General features: G+C 41.4%; 16 protein-coding genes. 8 read left to right on the top strand and 8 right to left on the bottom strand.

The window, feature by feature from the left end:
• Window positions 1–160: 160 nt before the first annotated feature.
• The 4 genes from AU255_RS10495 to AU255_RS10480 all read right to left on the bottom strand — a co-directional run bounded on the left by AU255_RS10495 (window position 161) and on the right by AU255_RS10480 (window position 3,371).
• Window positions 161–1,672, bottom strand: coding sequence for a hypothetical protein (locus tag AU255_RS10495; RefSeq protein WP_080522820.1), 1,512 nt, complete (start codon window positions 1,670–1,672; stop codon window positions 161–163).
• 74 nt (window positions 1,673–1,746) lie between these two features.
• Window positions 1,747–2,172 (bottom strand): thiol-disulfide oxidoreductase DCC family protein, encoded by a 426-nt coding sequence (locus AU255_RS10490; protein ID WP_233144615.1) that lies wholly within the window; start codon window positions 2,170–2,172, stop codon window positions 1,747–1,749.
• Entirely contained in the window at window positions 2,162–2,899 is a 738-nt protein-coding gene (locus AU255_RS10485; RefSeq protein WP_080522819.1) for an MBL fold metallo-hydrolase, read from the bottom strand. The genes AU255_RS10490 and AU255_RS10485 overlap by 11 nt, the downstream gene beginning before the upstream one ends.
• Before the next feature lie 37 nt (window positions 2,900–2,936).
• On the bottom strand, window positions 2,937–3,371 hold the full coding sequence (locus AU255_RS10480) for a GlcG/HbpS family heme-binding protein (RefSeq protein ID WP_080522818.1): 435 nt from the start codon (window positions 3,369–3,371) through the stop codon (window positions 2,937–2,939).
• A gap of 679 nt (window positions 3,372–4,050) precedes the next feature.
• On the opposite strand from AU255_RS10480, the gene AU255_RS10475 reads away from it, so the two are divergent.
• From AU255_RS10475 to AU255_RS10455, 6 genes are all read left to right on the top strand, one after another.
• The gene (locus tag AU255_RS10475) at window positions 4,051–4,557 is read left to right on the top strand and encodes a DUF1993 domain-containing protein (protein ID WP_080522817.1); all 507 of its coding nucleotides are present in this window, start codon (window positions 4,051–4,053) and stop codon (window positions 4,555–4,557) included.
• A 395-nt stretch (window positions 4,558–4,952) separates the two neighbouring features.
• Window positions 4,953–5,558 carry a class I SAM-dependent methyltransferase gene (locus AU255_RS10470; RefSeq protein WP_233144614.1) on the top strand — a complete coding sequence of 202 codons (606 nt, stop codon included), beginning with the start codon at window positions 4,953–4,955 and terminating at the stop codon, window positions 5,556–5,558.
• A gap of 148 nt (window positions 5,559–5,706) precedes the next feature.
• Window positions 5,707–6,558, top strand: coding sequence for a transglutaminase family protein (locus tag AU255_RS10465; RefSeq protein WP_080522816.1), 852 nt, complete (start codon window positions 5,707–5,709; stop codon window positions 6,556–6,558).
• 49 nt (window positions 6,559–6,607) lie between these two features.
• Window positions 6,608–7,546 (top strand): AEC family transporter, encoded by a 939-nt coding sequence (locus AU255_RS10460; RefSeq protein WP_080522815.1) that lies wholly within the window; start codon window positions 6,608–6,610, stop codon window positions 7,544–7,546.
• Between the two features lie 140 nt (window positions 7,547–7,686).
• A complete protein-coding gene (locus AU255_RS20365; RefSeq protein WP_198942588.1) occupies window positions 7,687–7,863 on the top strand; it encodes a hypothetical protein in 177 nt (58 codons plus the stop codon).
• A 184-nt stretch (window positions 7,864–8,047) separates the two neighbouring features.
• Window positions 8,048–9,043: an IS30 family transposase gene (locus AU255_RS10455; RefSeq protein ID WP_080522814.1), complete on the top strand. Its 996-nt coding sequence runs from the start codon at window positions 8,048–8,050 to the stop codon at window positions 9,041–9,043.
• Between the two features lie 198 nt (window positions 9,044–9,241).
• On the opposite strand, the gene AU255_RS10450 is transcribed toward AU255_RS10455, so the two are convergent.
• Entirely contained in the window at window positions 9,242–10,246 is a 1,005-nt protein-coding gene (locus AU255_RS10450; protein ID WP_080522813.1) for a cytochrome-c peroxidase, read from the bottom strand.
• 191 nt (window positions 10,247–10,437) lie between these two features.
• Between AU255_RS10450 and AU255_RS10445 the strand changes: the two genes are divergently transcribed.
• The gene (locus AU255_RS10445; protein WP_233144613.1) at window positions 10,438–12,798 is read left to right on the top strand and encodes a DNA translocase FtsK; all 2,361 of its coding nucleotides are present in this window, start codon (window positions 10,438–10,440) and stop codon (window positions 12,796–12,798) included.
• Window positions 12,798–12,983 carry a hypothetical protein gene (locus AU255_RS10440; RefSeq protein WP_080522811.1) on the top strand — a complete coding sequence of 62 codons (186 nt, stop codon included), beginning with the start codon at window positions 12,798–12,800 and terminating at the stop codon, window positions 12,981–12,983. The genes AU255_RS10445 and AU255_RS10440 overlap by 1 nt, the downstream gene beginning before the upstream one ends.
• Window positions 12,984–13,020: 37 nt before the next feature.
• Here AU255_RS10440 and hemJ read toward each other — a convergent pair whose 3' ends face one another.
• From hemJ to AU255_RS10425, 3 genes are read right to left on the bottom strand one after another with little or no spacing between them, the layout of a single operon-like run.
• Entirely contained in the window at window positions 13,021–13,446 is a 426-nt protein-coding gene (gene hemJ, locus AU255_RS10435) for a protoporphyrinogen oxidase HemJ (RefSeq protein ID WP_080522810.1), read from the bottom strand.
• Window positions 13,447–13,448: 2 nt separating this feature from the next.
• Window positions 13,449–13,964, bottom strand: coding sequence for a TlpA disulfide reductase family protein (locus AU255_RS10430; RefSeq protein WP_080522809.1), 516 nt, complete (start codon window positions 13,962–13,964; stop codon window positions 13,449–13,451).
• Window positions 13,942–15,261, bottom strand: a complete 1,320-nt coding sequence (locus tag AU255_RS10425) for a chloride channel protein (RefSeq protein ID WP_080522808.1) — start codon at window positions 15,259–15,261, stop codon at window positions 13,942–13,944. Before AU255_RS10425 ends, AU255_RS10430 begins: the two co-directional genes overlap by 23 nt.
• Between the last annotated feature and the right edge of the window lie 49 nt (window positions 15,262–15,310).

Below are 15,310 nucleotides of genomic sequence, written 5' to 3'. Positions count from 1 at the left end.
TTGAATAAGTAGTACACAGAGTTATCCACAGGTTTTGTGGGTAACTTTATTTCTTAATAAACATGGGCACTTAGCAGGAAAATATAAAACTCTTTTTTGAATAATTAAGCTAAACGTATTTTCTTGAGGACTGGCCTCAGCAACACAAATGATAAGGTTTTCAATGATCAGAATCAGGTGGTGTGATTGGCACTAAAATATTTTCGAAAAGGTCAGCGTCATCAAAGTGACGGCGACCAACAAAAGCCGTCGCATGATGTCCCCATTGGCGCATGGCCCCCGGATTTGGAATACCCATGGGCCAGAAAAAAAAGCGCTCACCGCGCTCGCTGCCGTTGATGATGCCTGCTTCGTTATACAAACTGCGGTCGTGTTCGTTGATATAGGCAAGAGAACGCAGTTGATCAGCATTAACAGTAACATAATTGCGGTTCACCGTGTCAGTAGTCGGTGTTGAATGTATCTTCTGGATATAGTGTTGATTGCTGCCAAGGCGAACAATGACTGGTTGATCTAAATTAAAATTAAATTGGTTCTGCGGTGCAAATGCCGGTTCCTGAAACAGTGATATGGATTCAGACAGGCGCGCGTATTGAGTAGGAAAGAAAAAATGATAACAACCACAATTATGTATGCTGTCTAAAATCAGAGGATTACCGTCTGTGTTCAATGTCACGCGCCAGATAATGCCGTCTAAACGACCGCCTAGCAGATCCAGAGGCCACTCTTTAGGTCGGGCAGGAAACCAAATGTTGTAATTCAGTTGCAATAAGGTTTTGGATTGCATGCGGGTATGCGATATGAGCTGAAAGACCACTGGCTTGGTTGTGTTTATCAGGATATTGTCGTTGTTATCCCATTGGGGGGCGCCAATTTTATCATTTTCAGAGGCGGTATCAATTTCAAAATGCGGCGCAAACTGCTTAAACAGTTGTTGTTGCTGATGCTCTGTGGGCATTGGAATGTGCAAAGGATTCTTAGCAGACGATTGTAAGATTTCGGCTACCTGTTCCTGACTTAGCTTTATCGTGCTGTCTGCTGGAGTATAAAGCACTACTTGTCCTTCAACCGGTAGCGAGAGAATGGGGCCGCTAAAGGTAGTCATTGCCTGTTGATGCCAGCGGTATATGCCTATACGGAAAGGAATAGCCGTGAGCGGATAAAGACCTAAAACTTGTTGCCAGGTGTTATATTCTGAAGGCACGATAGCGCTACGTTTAAGTTCTTCGCGTTTGAAATCCTGGCTCAACTCAAAACGCATTAAAGTGTTACTGCAGTAGGTCAATTTAGAGTGTATGGAAGCCATTGCAGGAAAGAAATCTGTTGTTAGCTGCTCAAGTTTCCAGGAATATTGCGAAGGTAAATTATTCAGTTCTATAGACCAGTCTTGTAAGCCAAGGGCTTGTAATAAATCCAGCCAGCTGTCAAATGTTTGATTTTGTACTTCAGCTCGAAAGCTGGATAAGAAGCGATTGACGCGCAAATACGGAAAATTGGCAATGCGTGCATTTTGAGTATCGGTTACCCCGGCATCTTTGATTGTCTGCTCTGTCATGTTAATTAACTGCCTGCAATTTTGAACAACGATTGGCTCATGATTGTCTTTTAAATAAGCAGGATTGCAGGCAATTAGGCTTAGTGCTAGTAGGGCAATGATGATTTTAGTAATCATGGCGACAGTTTAAAAAAATTTCTTTGAGAAGTCAGGGCAGTCATTTGAGCGCTTTGATCTGACTAAGCGGTATTTTAAAGTAAGCCTCTTTTTTTTAACCTGCTATTGACTTGCTGGTGATAAAACCTCCCTAAAAGCGGCCTAATCAATGGTAGGCCGACCAGCCAGGCAATAGGTTTAAGCAAAGGAACTTTTTGCATTAACAAAATATAGGCATCTAATTCTGTAACAATGCGGCCATTTTCATCGCGAATATGCAATTCGGATAATGCTTTTTGGGGATCAATACCCAGCTTACGCAACTGACTGTCTTGACCGGTGATATCAAACCAGCAAACAGCTTCTCCGGATTGGCCAGAGAGTTTTTCATAATTTTGCCTGTCACGAATACATTTCGGACAGGCACCATCGTAATACACAATAATCTGCGCTGTATTTTTCTCGCCATAGTTTTCTTTAAGCGGTTCTGCAGATTGTGTCATATCAGGATCAGGGTTCATTATGTAAAAGGTGCTCAAACTTGATTAACCAGTCGGTAAAATTTGCAACATAGTTATATCCACAGACTGTATTGAGAGGCTTTCCGATGATAATGTCATATATCCGCTGAGCGCATTCTCGGGTTGCCTGATTCGGGCCGTGAGGGTTAAAGTGCATGTCAGTATCTACCAGAAACACATAGTCACAGATGAACAACACGTCCTGGTAAATATAAAAGGTAAACCCTGGTGTATGGCCACCAGTGTGATAAGCATTTAGGCCGAATACACTAAAGTCATCTGAAAATCGTCGGTCAATATTAAATAATGCAGATAAGCGGTGCTTGGCATCCAAATCATGCAGCCATACTTCGGCGTGCCAGAGACGACGATATTGATTGCAAGCGCCGAGGAAATGATGATGGGTAAAAAAAATGGCTTTAACCGGTGCGAGTTCACGATTAAATGCGGAAGGAGAATCAATCCAGACAGCACCTTGCTCAGTTTCAATGCGATAAGCCGCATGCTCCAGCCCTAGTTTGGGTACGGATAGCAATTGACTGACAGTATTATTGACGGGGTGAGTGGTAACGCAATATCGCAGCTCGACTTCACCCCAGGGCAGGAACTGATCATGTCGAGCTCCGCAAAACGGGCAAATATCAGGCATTTCACCGATCATATTATACCCGCATTGCAGGCAAACCCATTGCTGGCTGCTGTTAGCAAGCGAATCTGAGGTGGACATTAGGCTACTCTGGTGCCGTTGAGTTTTCCGTTAGATATCAGGTTCGCCATGGATGTTCAGGTAAATCAGTAAGGCCAATGACATCAACGCCGGCTTTGGCAACCTGATGATCGTTTTCTACCGAGCTGCCGCTCACACCAATGGCTCCTATCAGAATACCATCGGTATCGACGATAGGTATCCCGCCGGGAAAAGTGATTAAACCACCATTGGAGTGTTCAATCCCGTAAAGTGGTCCGCCCGGTTGCGATAGCTGGCCTATTTGCCCGGTGTTCATGCCAAAAAAACAAGCGGTCTTGGCTTTTTTGATGGCGATATCGACACTGCCAACCCAGGCGCCGTTCATTCTGACAAACGACTTTAAGTCAGCACCTGAATCAACCACGGCGATACACATTTGAACGCCTAATTTATTTGACTCAGCAAGCGCTGCTGCAATTGCCGTCTCTGCTTGTTCGTAGCTTACATGCATGGTCTTTATCCTCAGTTTTATGATGATGAAAATGATAAATATTCAGCGCCGGCAGAAAGTAATATGACTATTGCTTGTTGGCCGGTCTAAAGATTACATTTTATTTGCGCATTCGAATACCTGCGCGGTTCAGTTAATATTAATTCTTGCATAGCTCTTAGTTTGCCTGTGATTGCATCAGATTAATATCCTACTTTATTCTATACTCCAGGGTAGAGTGACTGTCAAGGTATAATGTCTATAGTGACCTTAAAGATACAGGGCAAAAAAAGCTGCGTGCTTATCTGCAAGAAAACAACAATATCGCGATATTAGCAAGCTCGCAGCAACTGTTTTCAGGTGTTTTATCCCGAGTTGAAGATGAATATTTAGCTTCATCATTTAAAAAGTGGCAGCATCAAGCTGAAAAATATCCGAAGATGCAGTTGCCGTTACAAGTATTACAAGCTGCTGTAATGGCTGTAGAACAGAAAAATGATAAACCGTTAATGAGTTTACCTAAAGAAGTGAGAGAATTGTTTTTACCCTTGTTTGCTAAGGTATTTTCTTAAAAGAGCCATAGGGATCATGCTGACATGCGAAAGGCATTAATTTAAATTGCAAATAATGCACCTCTTGCGTCAATATATCCTATAAAATGTATTTAATGCACTCGTCATTATTTGGAGTAACTACACTTATGTCTCTAACCATGTATCAAGCCTCTATCCCTTCTTTTTTGCGTATGTTAGGCAATTTATCGGCAATACTCGATAAAGCAGCCGCTCATGCTGAAGCAAAGAAAATCGATCCTTCTATTTTTGTCAACGGGCGTCTAACACCGGATATGTTTCCGCTTAGCCGTCAAGTGCAGATTGCAACCGATATGGTTAAAGGTTGTGCTGCTCGATTGGCCGGCATCGAAGTGCCCAGCTATGCAGATAACGAAGCCACTTTTGCCGAACTGCAAGCCCGTATCGCCAAGACTCAAGCATTTTTAGAAAGTGTTAGTGCTGCTCAAATAGACGGTAGTGAAGAACGTCCAATAACAGTAAAATTTGGCAGTAGAGAGCTTAATTTTTTAGGTCAAGCTTATTTGTTTGATTTTGTTATTCCCAATTTCCATTTTCACCTCACCACCACTTACTCAATTCTGCGACATCAGGGTGTTGAAATAGGCAAGATTGATTACACAGGCAATTATTAACAAAGCATGGTTTTTATGAGTCTGAGGTAGGCACGCAAGGCATTTTGTATTATTTAAGTGCAACCGGAACAGCTTAGTGTGAGTTTGGATTAGCGAGTTCAAGCGCCCTGAGAAAACTCATAGTCAATATTTCTGAAGTAAACTGAATTTTGCAAGTAATAGCCATGGTTAAAATTAATCGTTTTTTTCGCCAACCATAGCAATTTCAAATATCACAATAAGTTGTTGCTGGAGAGGTAAAACGCCATCGTCTGAAATCCGGCTAAGTGAAATGAATTTTGAGTCATTATATATTGGGATTAGTTTTTTGCGGCACTAAACACGTTGTGTTTAATATTAATAGGCAAATCAGATCAGAAATAAAGATTTAAATTATGCAGCAGGGAATTAACAGATTGACTGAAATCGAAAGCATTACCATAAGTCATTATGATCAAAATGCCGACTCTTTTTGGCATGGAACCAAAGATCATAATGTAACTCAAAATTATGCGGCGTTTTTAGCGCCTTTTCCAGCAGGAAAAATCCTTGATATTTTAGATTTTGGTTGCGGGCCAGGGCGGGACGTTAAATATTTTCAATCATTAGGTCATCGGACTGTCGGACTGGATGGCAGTAAGATGTTTTGTCGTATGGCTCGCCAGTACACGCAATGCGAGATTTTGCAGCAGAACTTTCTTAAGCTAACATTAGCGCAGCTGGCATTTGATGGCATTTTTGCCAACGCGTCGCTGTTTCATGTACCCAGCCAGGAATTGCCACGCGTTCTGACTGAATTGCATGCTGCTTTACGACCAGGAGGAATCTTGTTTTTATCCAACCCGAGAGGTAATCAGGAAGGCTGGAACGGGCAAAGATACGGACATTACATGCAATTTCAGGATAGTCAGGCATACCTTGAAGGAGTTGGTTTCGAAATACTGGATCATTATTATCGTCCACCAGGAAAACCTGTTAATGAGCAACCCTGGTTAGCCATTGTTAGCCGTAAATTGATTTAGTTTTTTTATAATTCAATTGTCAGGAGCAAGGATAAGATGTGTTGAACTCGTTTTTCAGTTCTAAAAAATCAGTAATGAAAATATCGTATAGCTTTATTTAACGGCTCAAGCTCCAACGTGTTATAGAAATTACCCAATAGGATAAACTATGCAACGCTATAAAATTCTTCATCGTACCTATTATAATTTTTCCGAAGCTGTAAAACTCGGTCCTCATTATTTGCACTTACGCCCTAGAGAGGACTATGAATTGCATGTTGAATCATTAAAACTGAGTATCACACCGTCAGCTAACTTGCTTTGGCATCGAGATACAGAAGGTAATTCGGTCGCCATTGCGACCTTTGATTCGCCTACCACTCAGCTGGTGATTGAAAGTGAAGTATTTATCCAGCAATATAACGAGAATCCACTCAATTTTCTGGTTGCCGATTATGCGCTCGATTACCCGTTTGCTTATCCAGTTGATGACCGGACTTTACTATTACCCTATATGGCCTATCCAGATCCAGAGTCGTGGATCATACTTACTAAATGGCTTGAAACTTTATGGAAAATCGGTGAGCCGATTCAGACTTATACGCTGTTGCAGAAACTGGGATCGCATATTAATCAATCACTCACTTATCGTATAAGAGAAGAGCCTGGTGTTCAATCCGCGAAGGAAACACTGGATAAGGGTACTGGCTCTTGTCGTGACTTTGCCGTGTTATTTATGCAAGCGGCGCGGTGCTTAGGTCTGGCTGCGCGTTTTGTTAGCGGGTATCTGTATTCAGGGCCCTCTGCAATAGATTTTGGTGCCACACATGCCTGGGCAGAAGTGTATTTACCAGGTGCAGGATGGAAGGGCTTTGATCCTACTATTGGCGATATTGTTGGATCGGATCATATCGCTGTTGCCGTTGCGCGACTGCCTGAATCAGTACCACCGATAGCTGGTACATTCTTTGGTACGGCAGAGTCGAAACTTGATGTAGGGGTATGGGTAACCAAATGTTAGTTATTTAATTGCTATAGTGCTTTTACTCGCGTAGACCAAGACAGTAGATATGCAGGTTTTTAATACGGTTATGCCGATATTAACTATTGTACTATTGGGTTTTTTATCGGCCAATCGACAGCACTTGAAGCAGAGTGATTGCGATGCTTTAGCAAAGTTTGCGTTCGACTATGTTATCCCCATGTTGCTATTTATAGGTACGGTCAATGCAAAAATTCCAGCCTCTATGCAATGGGAATTCCTGTTTGCTTATTACGCTGTCCTGTTATTTATCTATGCACTGGCAATTTTTCTGGGGAAAATTTTATTCCAGTTTTCTGCCGCTGAACAAAGCGTATTTAGCATGGGGGCAGCCTATTCAAATGCAACGATCGTCGGCATACCTGTTTGTCTTTATGCGCTGGGGGAAAGTGCTATATTACCCCTGCTTATTATCATTTCTATACATAACCTGATTTTATTCACCCTGGGGTTTATCATTGCGGAACGTAGCGCATTTTCAATGGCATCCTTGCTGCAAAATATTCTGGGTATCATCAGACAACTTATTACCAGCCCCATAACCTGCAGTTTAATTATGGGCGGCTTGGTCAATATTTTTAAGATCCCGATATACCCGCCTTTAAAAGAAGCGATTACCTTGATGAGTCAAGCAGCAATACCGACAGCTTTATTTGTTCTTGGCACCACACTCAATAAGTACAAAATACAGGGCCATATTGCGCCCGCTTTAGTGATTGTGCTGTTAAAAAATATTATTTTTCCCTTTCTGGTTTGGGTGTTAGTGTTTCACGTTTTTAGCGTTGCTCCACTGTGGGCTTCAGTAGCCTTGCTTACTTCAGCAATGCCTGTTGGTATTAGCGCTTACATATTTTCACAAAAATTTCAGGTTTGTGTTGCCCCGATAGCGACCAGTATTATTATTTCAACAATCACGAGTATAGTCACCTTAAGTTTTTTAATAGCCTATGTGCAGTCGATTTTTTAAATACGCTGGATTTTCAGCTTGTTTAATGTATCCAAAAAGGAAATAATCTATGTGCTTTTAGTGACATTGAAAACTTTTTATGCGCTCCTATAATGACAGTGCGGGCTTTAACCGCTGTCTGTTTTATTAGGGGTATTACTATGAGCGAATTTGCGAAAGATGTATTAACGGGGCTTGGTTTTGTTCTTGCCCTGTTTGGTTTAATTTCAGGTGAAGTTATTGCTTCATCAGTGTTATTTGCAACGGCAGCGATTGCCACTAAGGTAAATGGGAATAGTAAAGAAGAAGGTATAACTGAAAAATTAACATGCGAATAACAGTCGCTTCTGAGCGGTTCAAGCAAGAAAATTAAAGACTTCCAAGTCTATTTAGATTTGGAAGTCTTTTTACTTTGCAGATTGTCATAATCCCCGAATTCATATAATAACTGCAACACCTCTTTAAAGGGTTAGATGGTATAGTTTCCGTCGACTAAAACCTGAAACTAAAAAGAGGTGCTCAATGAACACGTTTAACCATCTAACCCAAGAGGAAAGATTTTACATTTATACGCAACTAAAACAAGGCGTTTCTAAGAATCAAATAGCCATCACATTGGGGCGTCATAAATCGACTATTGGACGTGAAATTACGTGTAATACAGGTCAGTGTGGTTATCGTTACAAGCAAGCTGAGAGAATAGCTAAACAACGCCATATTGATAAGCCCAAAAACATCAAGATGACGGCTGAGTTACAACAGATAATAACGCCTTTAATCAAAGAGAAATGGAGTCCTGACTGTATTTCAGGACGCTTAAAACAACAAGGTAAGGACTCCGTCAGTCATGAGACTATTTACCGTTATATTTTAGCTAACAAAGCAGCCGGTGGCGATTTGTATACTTATTTGAGGCATCAAGCCAAACCTTATCGTAAGCGATATGGAAAAAATGATTATCGCGGAACGATACCCAGCCGTGTTGATATTGATGAGCGACCAAAAGTGGTTGATGATAAAACGCGTTTAGGTGATTGGGAAGCAGATACTGTTATCGGTAAAGGACATAAAGGCGTATTGGTGACGCTGACTGAACGGGTCTCAAAGCTCAACTTCGCCATCTCAATTGAGCGTAAAGAATCTGAATTAACGAAAGAGGCGATTATCAATGCTCTTGAGCCTTTTAAACGTTGGGTTCACACGATTACCTTTGATAATGGACGTGAGTTTTGTAGGCATGAAGCCATTGCAAAAACACTCGACTGCGGCACTTATTTTGCCAAACCGTATCATTCGTGGCAACGAGGTTTAAATGAAAACCACAATGGCTTATTAAGGCAATACTTCCCTAAAAAAGAACCTTTGGATAAGGTAACTCAAGATGAGGTTGATAGTGCAATTACAGCACTTAATCATCGTCCAAGAAAAGGGTTAAATTACAGAACTCCATGGGAAGTATTTTGCCAAATAACGAGGGTTGATATAAATAAATCACAGGGTGTTGCATTAATTGCTTGAATTCGCGATCATTGACAAATATCTGATTTGTAAGTTTTCTTGATCCTGATTTTCTAGACTATTCAGACAAAATAATTACTGATCATTATTTACTAGTAATAGGTAATAGTTAAGATCTTTGGCACTTCTGGTTTAAAAGAAGAATATCGTGAAGGGTGACTGCCAGTTAACAAAACTGGCAGTCGTGTTGACTTTCGATTAGTAAAACGATGTTCCCGGTGTACCAGGTAAAACAGGCATTTCCTGTTTAGGAAATTCACCGGTTAAGCCATTTAAAAAGGCAACAATATCGGCTGCTTCAGCATCGTTTAGTGTTGCACCTAATTGTAATTTAGCCATGATTTTAACTGCGCTTTCTAGTGTTTTAACCGAACCATTATGAAAATAAGGTGCTGTTAAAGCAATATTTCGTAGTGTCGGTACTTTGAATAAATGTTCATCGCCACTTTTGCCTGTGACTTCAAAAAGCCCTTTATCCTTGCTAAATTGATATTTTTTCTCTAAATAAGGGTTGCTGGTAACGGGGAATTTCTGGAATGTTCCAGGACCATTAAAAGCAGGGCCGCTATGGCAGCCAGTACAACCCAGTTCAACTACTTTATTAAATCCCCGTATTTGCTGTTCTGATAAGGCTTTTTTATCACCTTTGGCAAACTTGTCATAAGCACTGTTAGGGGTAATTAACGTTCTTTCGTAAGCAGCAATGGCTTTCGTCGCATTGTCTTTAGAAATAGAGTTTTTACCAAAGGCTTTTTCAAAATAGGGTTGATAACCGTCTATGGATTTCAAGCGGGCAACAACATCATCCCAGTTTTTCATACCCATTTCTATCGGGTTAGTCACCGGACCTGCAGCTTGATCTTCCAGGCTGGCAGCTCGGCCATCCCAGAATTGCACTTCATTAAATGCCGAGTTCCACACAGTGGGTGCGCTACGCCCACCGGTTTGACCATTAACACCCATAGAATTAGGTCGGTTATCTTCACCGCCCAACATAGTGTTATGACATGATGCACATGACACAGTGCCGGTAGAAGAAAGTCTAGGGTCGTGATATAGAATACGACCTAACTCAACTTTTTCAGCTGTTGTCGGGTTATTTGCCGGTGCCGGTGCTGTAGTTGGCAGAGCTTCCCATGCAGAAGCGACTGAAACAGAGCTAGCGAGCGCTATAGCGGAAACAATAGAACGAATTTTGGACATACGATCCTCCAGATTATTATAATTTTAAGAAATAGGATATTACCACAATTGCAAAATGATGACCTCTATCAGATATAGAGATATTTATTATAAGAAACTATTTTCTAGCCTTGTGGAGCATCAAAAATTCAAGATTAGCCCTTTTTATTTCATGTGTTTTATGTAATGATTGGCCTATAGTTTTGTTTTTTATGAAGTTAGGTGTAATGATGGCGGCGGTAATGGAAGAAAGATCGGTTAGAGGCTTACGTGAAATTGCTTTGTTCGGTTTTATCGTAGTCGCTCTTTTTTATTTAATATCACTTATTTCTTTTAGTCATGAAGATGCTGGCTGGTCGCATAGTGGCTCGAAAATGGCGATTCAAAACGCTGGTGGTATGGTAGGTGCCTGGTTGGCAGATTTTTCGTTCAGTTTTTTTGGGGTGGTTGCTTTTAGTTTTCCTGTCATTATTTTTTGGCAGGGGTATTTGTTTTTTACCGGAAAAGTGATCGATACTGTCGGTTTGATGAAATCTATACGCTGGATTGGCCTGATAGCGGCCATTATTTCTGCCAGTACGTTCTGTTATTTGCATATTTTACGCTGTCAAATTGAACTGCCTAGAAACAGTGGGGGTATCATTGGTCAAGAATTAGGTGAAGCCTCGGTCATTACTTTTGGTAATTCTGGCGCGACTTTATTACTGATAGCCGTATTTTTTTCTGGTATAACCTTATATACCCATATTTCATGGCTGAGACTTATGGAAGCGGTGGGTAAAAATACGCTATTTTTTATGTCTTTATGCTATAAAAAATTAACAGTGCTGTTTACACGTACGAATCCCGGGACAGATGAAAATACTGGAATAAGAGAACCAGAAAAGGGACTTCCAAGGCAAGTACAGGAAGCAGCAAAATCGGTAGCAAAACCCCCTTTGGCAACAGCAAAGATAACACCAGTCATTAATTTTCTTGACAGTGTTGAGCTGGAGAGCAGTGCCACCGCCGTTGCTAAACCCGTTGTTACTAAAAAATTACAAACTGATTTATTTCAGGATATAAGCCCAGGTACATTGCCAGATACCGAATTACTGGATTTAAGAGAGGTTAATGTGCAAGGTTACTCAGCCGAGGAACTGGAAGATATGTCCCGTCTGGTTGAGCAATCTTTGCAAGATTTTAATGTTATTGTAGAAGTGACGGGGGTTTTACCCGGGCCCGTGATTACTCGTTTTGAAATGCAACCGGCAGCAGGCGTAAAAGTGAGTCGGATTTCTGGGCTGGCCAAAGATCTTGCGCGTGCCTTATCGGTCACCAGCGTTAGAATTGTCGAAGTCATTGCGGGTAAGTCCGTTATTGGCCTGGAAATACCTAATCAGCAACGAGAGATGGTGTCGTTTAGAAAAGGGCTGGAATCATCAAAATTTATTAAATCAAAATCTCCGCTGACTTTGTTATTAGGTAAAGACATTGCCGGTAGTCCCGTCGTTGCTGATTTGGCAAAAATGCCACACCTTTTAGTGGCAGGTACAACAGGGTCGGGTAAATCGGTTGCCATTAATACGATGATTTTAAGCATGTTGTATAAAGCGACACCTGATGAAGTCAGGATGATAATGATCGACCCAAAAATGCTGGAACTATCCGTTTATGAGGGGATACCGCATTTATTAACCCCGGTCGTTACCGATATGAAAGATGCAGCCAATGCACTGCGCTGGGCAGTGGCTGAAATGGAGCGACGATATAAGCTGATGTCTAAAGTCGGGGTGAGAAATCTGGCGGGCTTTAATCATTTGGTGAGTGAAGCTGAAAAAAATGGTGAACCGATTAAAGATCCTATGTACAGCTACGATACAGGATTAGCTGAAGGAGAAAGTATACCTACACTAAGTACTTTGCCCAGCATTGTGATTGTCATTGATGAGTTAGCGGATATGATGATGATTGTAGGCAAAAAGGTTGAAGAATTGATTGCCCGATTAGCGCAAAAGGCACGTGCTGCAGGTATTCATTTAATTTTAGCCACGCAACGTCCGTCAGTTGATGTGTTAACTGGCTTGATTAAAGCGAATGTGCCCTCGCGGATTTCTTTTCAAGTGTCTTCACGTATCGACTCAAGAACAGTGTTAGACCAGGGAGGAGCAGAATTTTTGTTAGGTAATGGCGATATGCTGTTTATGCCGTCAGGAACAAACATTCCCATTCGTGCTCACGGTGCCTTTGTGGATGATCATGAAGTACATCATGTGGTTGAATTTTTGAAAAAAACCGCACCGGTCAATTATTTACAGGAAATCACTCAGGAATATTCTGAAAGTCATGACGGCTCTTTTGTTTCGGGACAAGAAGCAATTGATTCAGAAAAAGATGATTTATATGACCAAGCAGTCGCATTTGTCACTGAATCTCGAAAAGCATCCATTTCCAGTGTGCAAAGACGCTTTAAAGTCGGGTATAACCGCGCAGCAACGATGATAGAGGCGATGGAAATGGCCGGTGTAGTGAGTCCTGCTGAAGGCAGCGGTTCACGACAAGTGTTGGCTCCTGCACCCATTAAGGATTATTGATGAACTATGCTTTGATTGGCTTTGTTATGTTGTGCGTAGGCACTATTGGTGGCTGGTTGTTAGTCAGATTTAAAGGTGTAAATAAATCAAAGCAGGTCAAGTGGGCACTGTTTGTACTTTATTTTTGGCTTTTGACCTTCATTCAGTTGATTATCCTGGCTATTGTGCATTATATGATGCGTTAGCCAGGAGTTATCAGGGGCAAGCTTACGTTACCAACGCTTAGAACGGTTTAACTACAGCTAATATAATAATTGCCAGTAAAAATAACACTGGGATTTCATTAAACCAGCGGTAGAAAACATGACTGCGCTGGTTGCGGTCGAATTTAAAATCCTGTAAATAAAGATAACAGTAATAATGATAAACAACCAGGCCCACTAATAAGGTGAGTTTGACATGTAACCAGCCCATAGAGGAATACATGCCCCAGGCGTAATCAATCAGCATCCAGATACCAAAGATAAAGGTAATTATCATTCCTGGTGTCATAATGCCATAGAACAATTTACGCTCCATGATTTTAAAACGTTCGTTACTGATGCTATCCTCACTCATGGCATGATAGACATAAAGTCTAGGCAGATAAAACAATCCTGCAAACCAGGTGACCATAAAAATAAGATGAAAAGCTTTTAACCAGAGCATTGTTAATTTCCTTGTTGAGTTAATAAAGTTTGAATACGTGTTTGCATCGCTTGCAAATCAAAAGAGCCGGTGATCTGATAGATGATCTCTCCTTGTGGGCTAAGCAAAAAAGTAGTCGGTGTGAGCGCGACATTACCGAAAGCTGTCGCTAAATCCATGCTTGAATCTAGCGCTATGTCATAAGGAATTTGATAGTTTTTACGGGTTTCAACCACATAATTCGGACGGTCGTAATACATAGCGATGGCAATAATTTCTAAACCACGCTGATGATACTCCTGATATAGACTTATAATATCGGGGATTTCCTTGAGGCAACTAGGACAATTACTTGCCCAGAAGCTAATGAGCAAGACTTTGCCCTGTAGTTGATTTAACTGTATCTGCTTATTGCTAATGGTTTTAAAGCTGACATCAGGCGCCATTTTAATACCTGGGTAAAAGCTATACAGCGCAAGGCCGCTGAGGATAAACAGCAAAGCCAGAATATAGATTTTATTTTTCTGCTTGCGGGACATTTTCTTTTTCAGTAGTCGCTACAGGTACTGGATATTGTTGAAAAGCATCACATAGCTCTCTATAAAGCGGCCGGGGATTAATCAGTTTTGCAACACCCGAGGCAATAAAAGCTGCCGCAATGATGGGGATGGAAATTTCATGGCTATGTGTGATATCCAGTATCAGTGCAAATGAAGTGAGAGGGGACTGTAACATGCCGGCAAAATAAGCAGTTATAGTCAGTAAAATCATGACTTGCGTCGGGGCAATAGGAAACCAGTGTGCCAGATTGGCGCCAAAGGCAGCGCCAGTGGCGATGGAAGGGACAAAGATACCGCCGGGAATGCCACTAAAAAATGTTGCACAAGTTGATAACATTTTATACACCGGTAACATGGGATCAATTGATGCCGAACTGTAGATAATATTTTTAGCCATTTGGTAGCCGGTACCAAATGTTTCGCCTTGAGATAAATAACCAAACAAGGCAATAATACAGCCGCTGACAAAGGCAACTAGCACAATAGGAAGCTGTAGCTTCTTTAATTTATGGTAACCGCTAACGATAATACGGCTAAATATTGCGCCTAACAGACCGCCGATAACCCCGCAGAATGGAATGGCTAACCACTCTTTATCCAGAGGAAAATCTAAGGTATTATCGGTAAAAAAAATCGTGTGATGCAGAATTGAATAAGCTGTTACCCCGGAAAAAATAATCGCTGTCAGCACTAAAGTGCTAATGCGCTCTTCCAGTGTGCGTCCCATTTCTTCAATAGCGAACAGAATTCCTGCTAAAGGGGCGCTAAACATTGCCGCAAAGCCAGCAGCGCTACCTGCTAATAATAGACCCTTACTCATATACAGAGAAGGAAAGTTAGCTAATTTACCCAAAGACGACATTAGCGATGCACCAACATGGACGGCAGGGCCGCCAAATCCGACTGATGCGCCTGATAATAATCCCAAAATAGGTAAAAAAGCTTTGCCGAACGCGATACGGAGAGAAACCAGTTTTTTACGTTCACTTAAAGTATAGGGGATTTCCAGCGCTGTTTTAATCTGAGGAATACCACTGCCCTGACTGCCCGGAAAAAAGCGAAAAGTTATCCAGGCAATCAGCGCAAGTCCTACAGGAGGAGTGACAAACTGAAACCAGGGATAACTCACAGAGGTCTTGCGAAAAAACTCGGACGCCCATTCGCTGAGTAAAGTCATGGCGGCAATTAATAAGCCTATAAAAATAGCACCAAGCCAAAAAACCAGTCGATGCTTCCAGAGATGAGCCGATAAAAGCGATTTGTTAAATTCAAGCATGACAGTTAATTAATTTAGTTCATGAGATTATAGCAAAGCAGGTAAAATA

The sequence above is a fragment of the Methyloprofundus sedimenti genome (assembly GCF_002072955.1).
In the GTDB taxonomy this organism is placed as follows: domain Bacteria; phylum Pseudomonadota; class Gammaproteobacteria; order Methylococcales; family Methylomonadaceae; genus Methyloprofundus; species Methyloprofundus sedimenti.
Note: the sequence above shows the minus strand (reverse complement) of the source record. Positions and strands in the feature narration are given on the sequence as shown.

Excerpts from the sequence above, each read along its gene's own strand:
- AU255_RS10495 (WP_080522820.1), bottom strand. The coding sequence starts at position 1,672 with ATGATTACTAAAATCATCATTGCCCTACTAGCACTAAGCCTAATTGCC.
- AU255_RS10490 (WP_233144615.1), bottom strand. The coding sequence starts at position 2,172 with ATGAACCCTGATCCTGATATGACACAATCTGCAGAACCGCTTAAAGAA.
- AU255_RS10485 (WP_080522819.1), bottom strand. The coding sequence starts at position 2,899 with ATGTCCACCTCAGATTCGCTTGCTAACAGCAGCCAGCAATGGGTTTGC.
- AU255_RS10480 (WP_080522818.1), bottom strand. The coding sequence starts at position 3,371 with ATGCATGTAAGCTACGAACAAGCAGAGACGGCAATTGCAGCAGCGCTT.
- AU255_RS10475 (WP_080522817.1), top strand. The coding sequence starts at position 4,051 with ATGTCTCTAACCATGTATCAAGCCTCTATCCCTTCTTTTTTGCGTATG.
- AU255_RS10465 (WP_080522816.1), top strand. The coding sequence starts at position 5,707 with ATGCAACGCTATAAAATTCTTCATCGTACCTATTATAATTTTTCCGAA.
- AU255_RS10460 (WP_080522815.1), top strand. The coding sequence starts at position 6,608 with ATGCAGGTTTTTAATACGGTTATGCCGATATTAACTATTGTACTATTG.
- AU255_RS20365 (WP_198942588.1), top strand. The coding sequence starts at position 7,687 with ATGAGCGAATTTGCGAAAGATGTATTAACGGGGCTTGGTTTTGTTCTT.
- AU255_RS10455 (WP_080522814.1), top strand. The coding sequence starts at position 8,048 with ATGAACACGTTTAACCATCTAACCCAAGAGGAAAGATTTTACATTTAT.
- AU255_RS10450 (WP_080522813.1), bottom strand. The coding sequence starts at position 10,246 with ATGTCCAAAATTCGTTCTATTGTTTCCGCTATAGCGCTCGCTAGCTCT.
- AU255_RS10445 (WP_233144613.1), top strand. The coding sequence starts at position 10,438 with ATGAAGTTAGGTGTAATGATGGCGGCGGTAATGGAAGAAAGATCGGTT.
- AU255_RS10440 (WP_080522811.1), top strand. The coding sequence starts at position 12,798 with ATGAACTATGCTTTGATTGGCTTTGTTATGTTGTGCGTAGGCACTATT.
- hemJ (WP_080522810.1), bottom strand. The coding sequence starts at position 13,446 with ATGCTCTGGTTAAAAGCTTTTCATCTTATTTTTATGGTCACCTGGTTT.
- AU255_RS10430 (WP_080522809.1), bottom strand. The coding sequence starts at position 13,964 with ATGTCCCGCAAGCAGAAAAATAAAATCTATATTCTGGCTTTGCTGTTT.
- AU255_RS10425 (WP_080522808.1), bottom strand. The coding sequence starts at position 15,261 with ATGCTTGAATTTAACAAATCGCTTTTATCGGCTCATCTCTGGAAGCAT.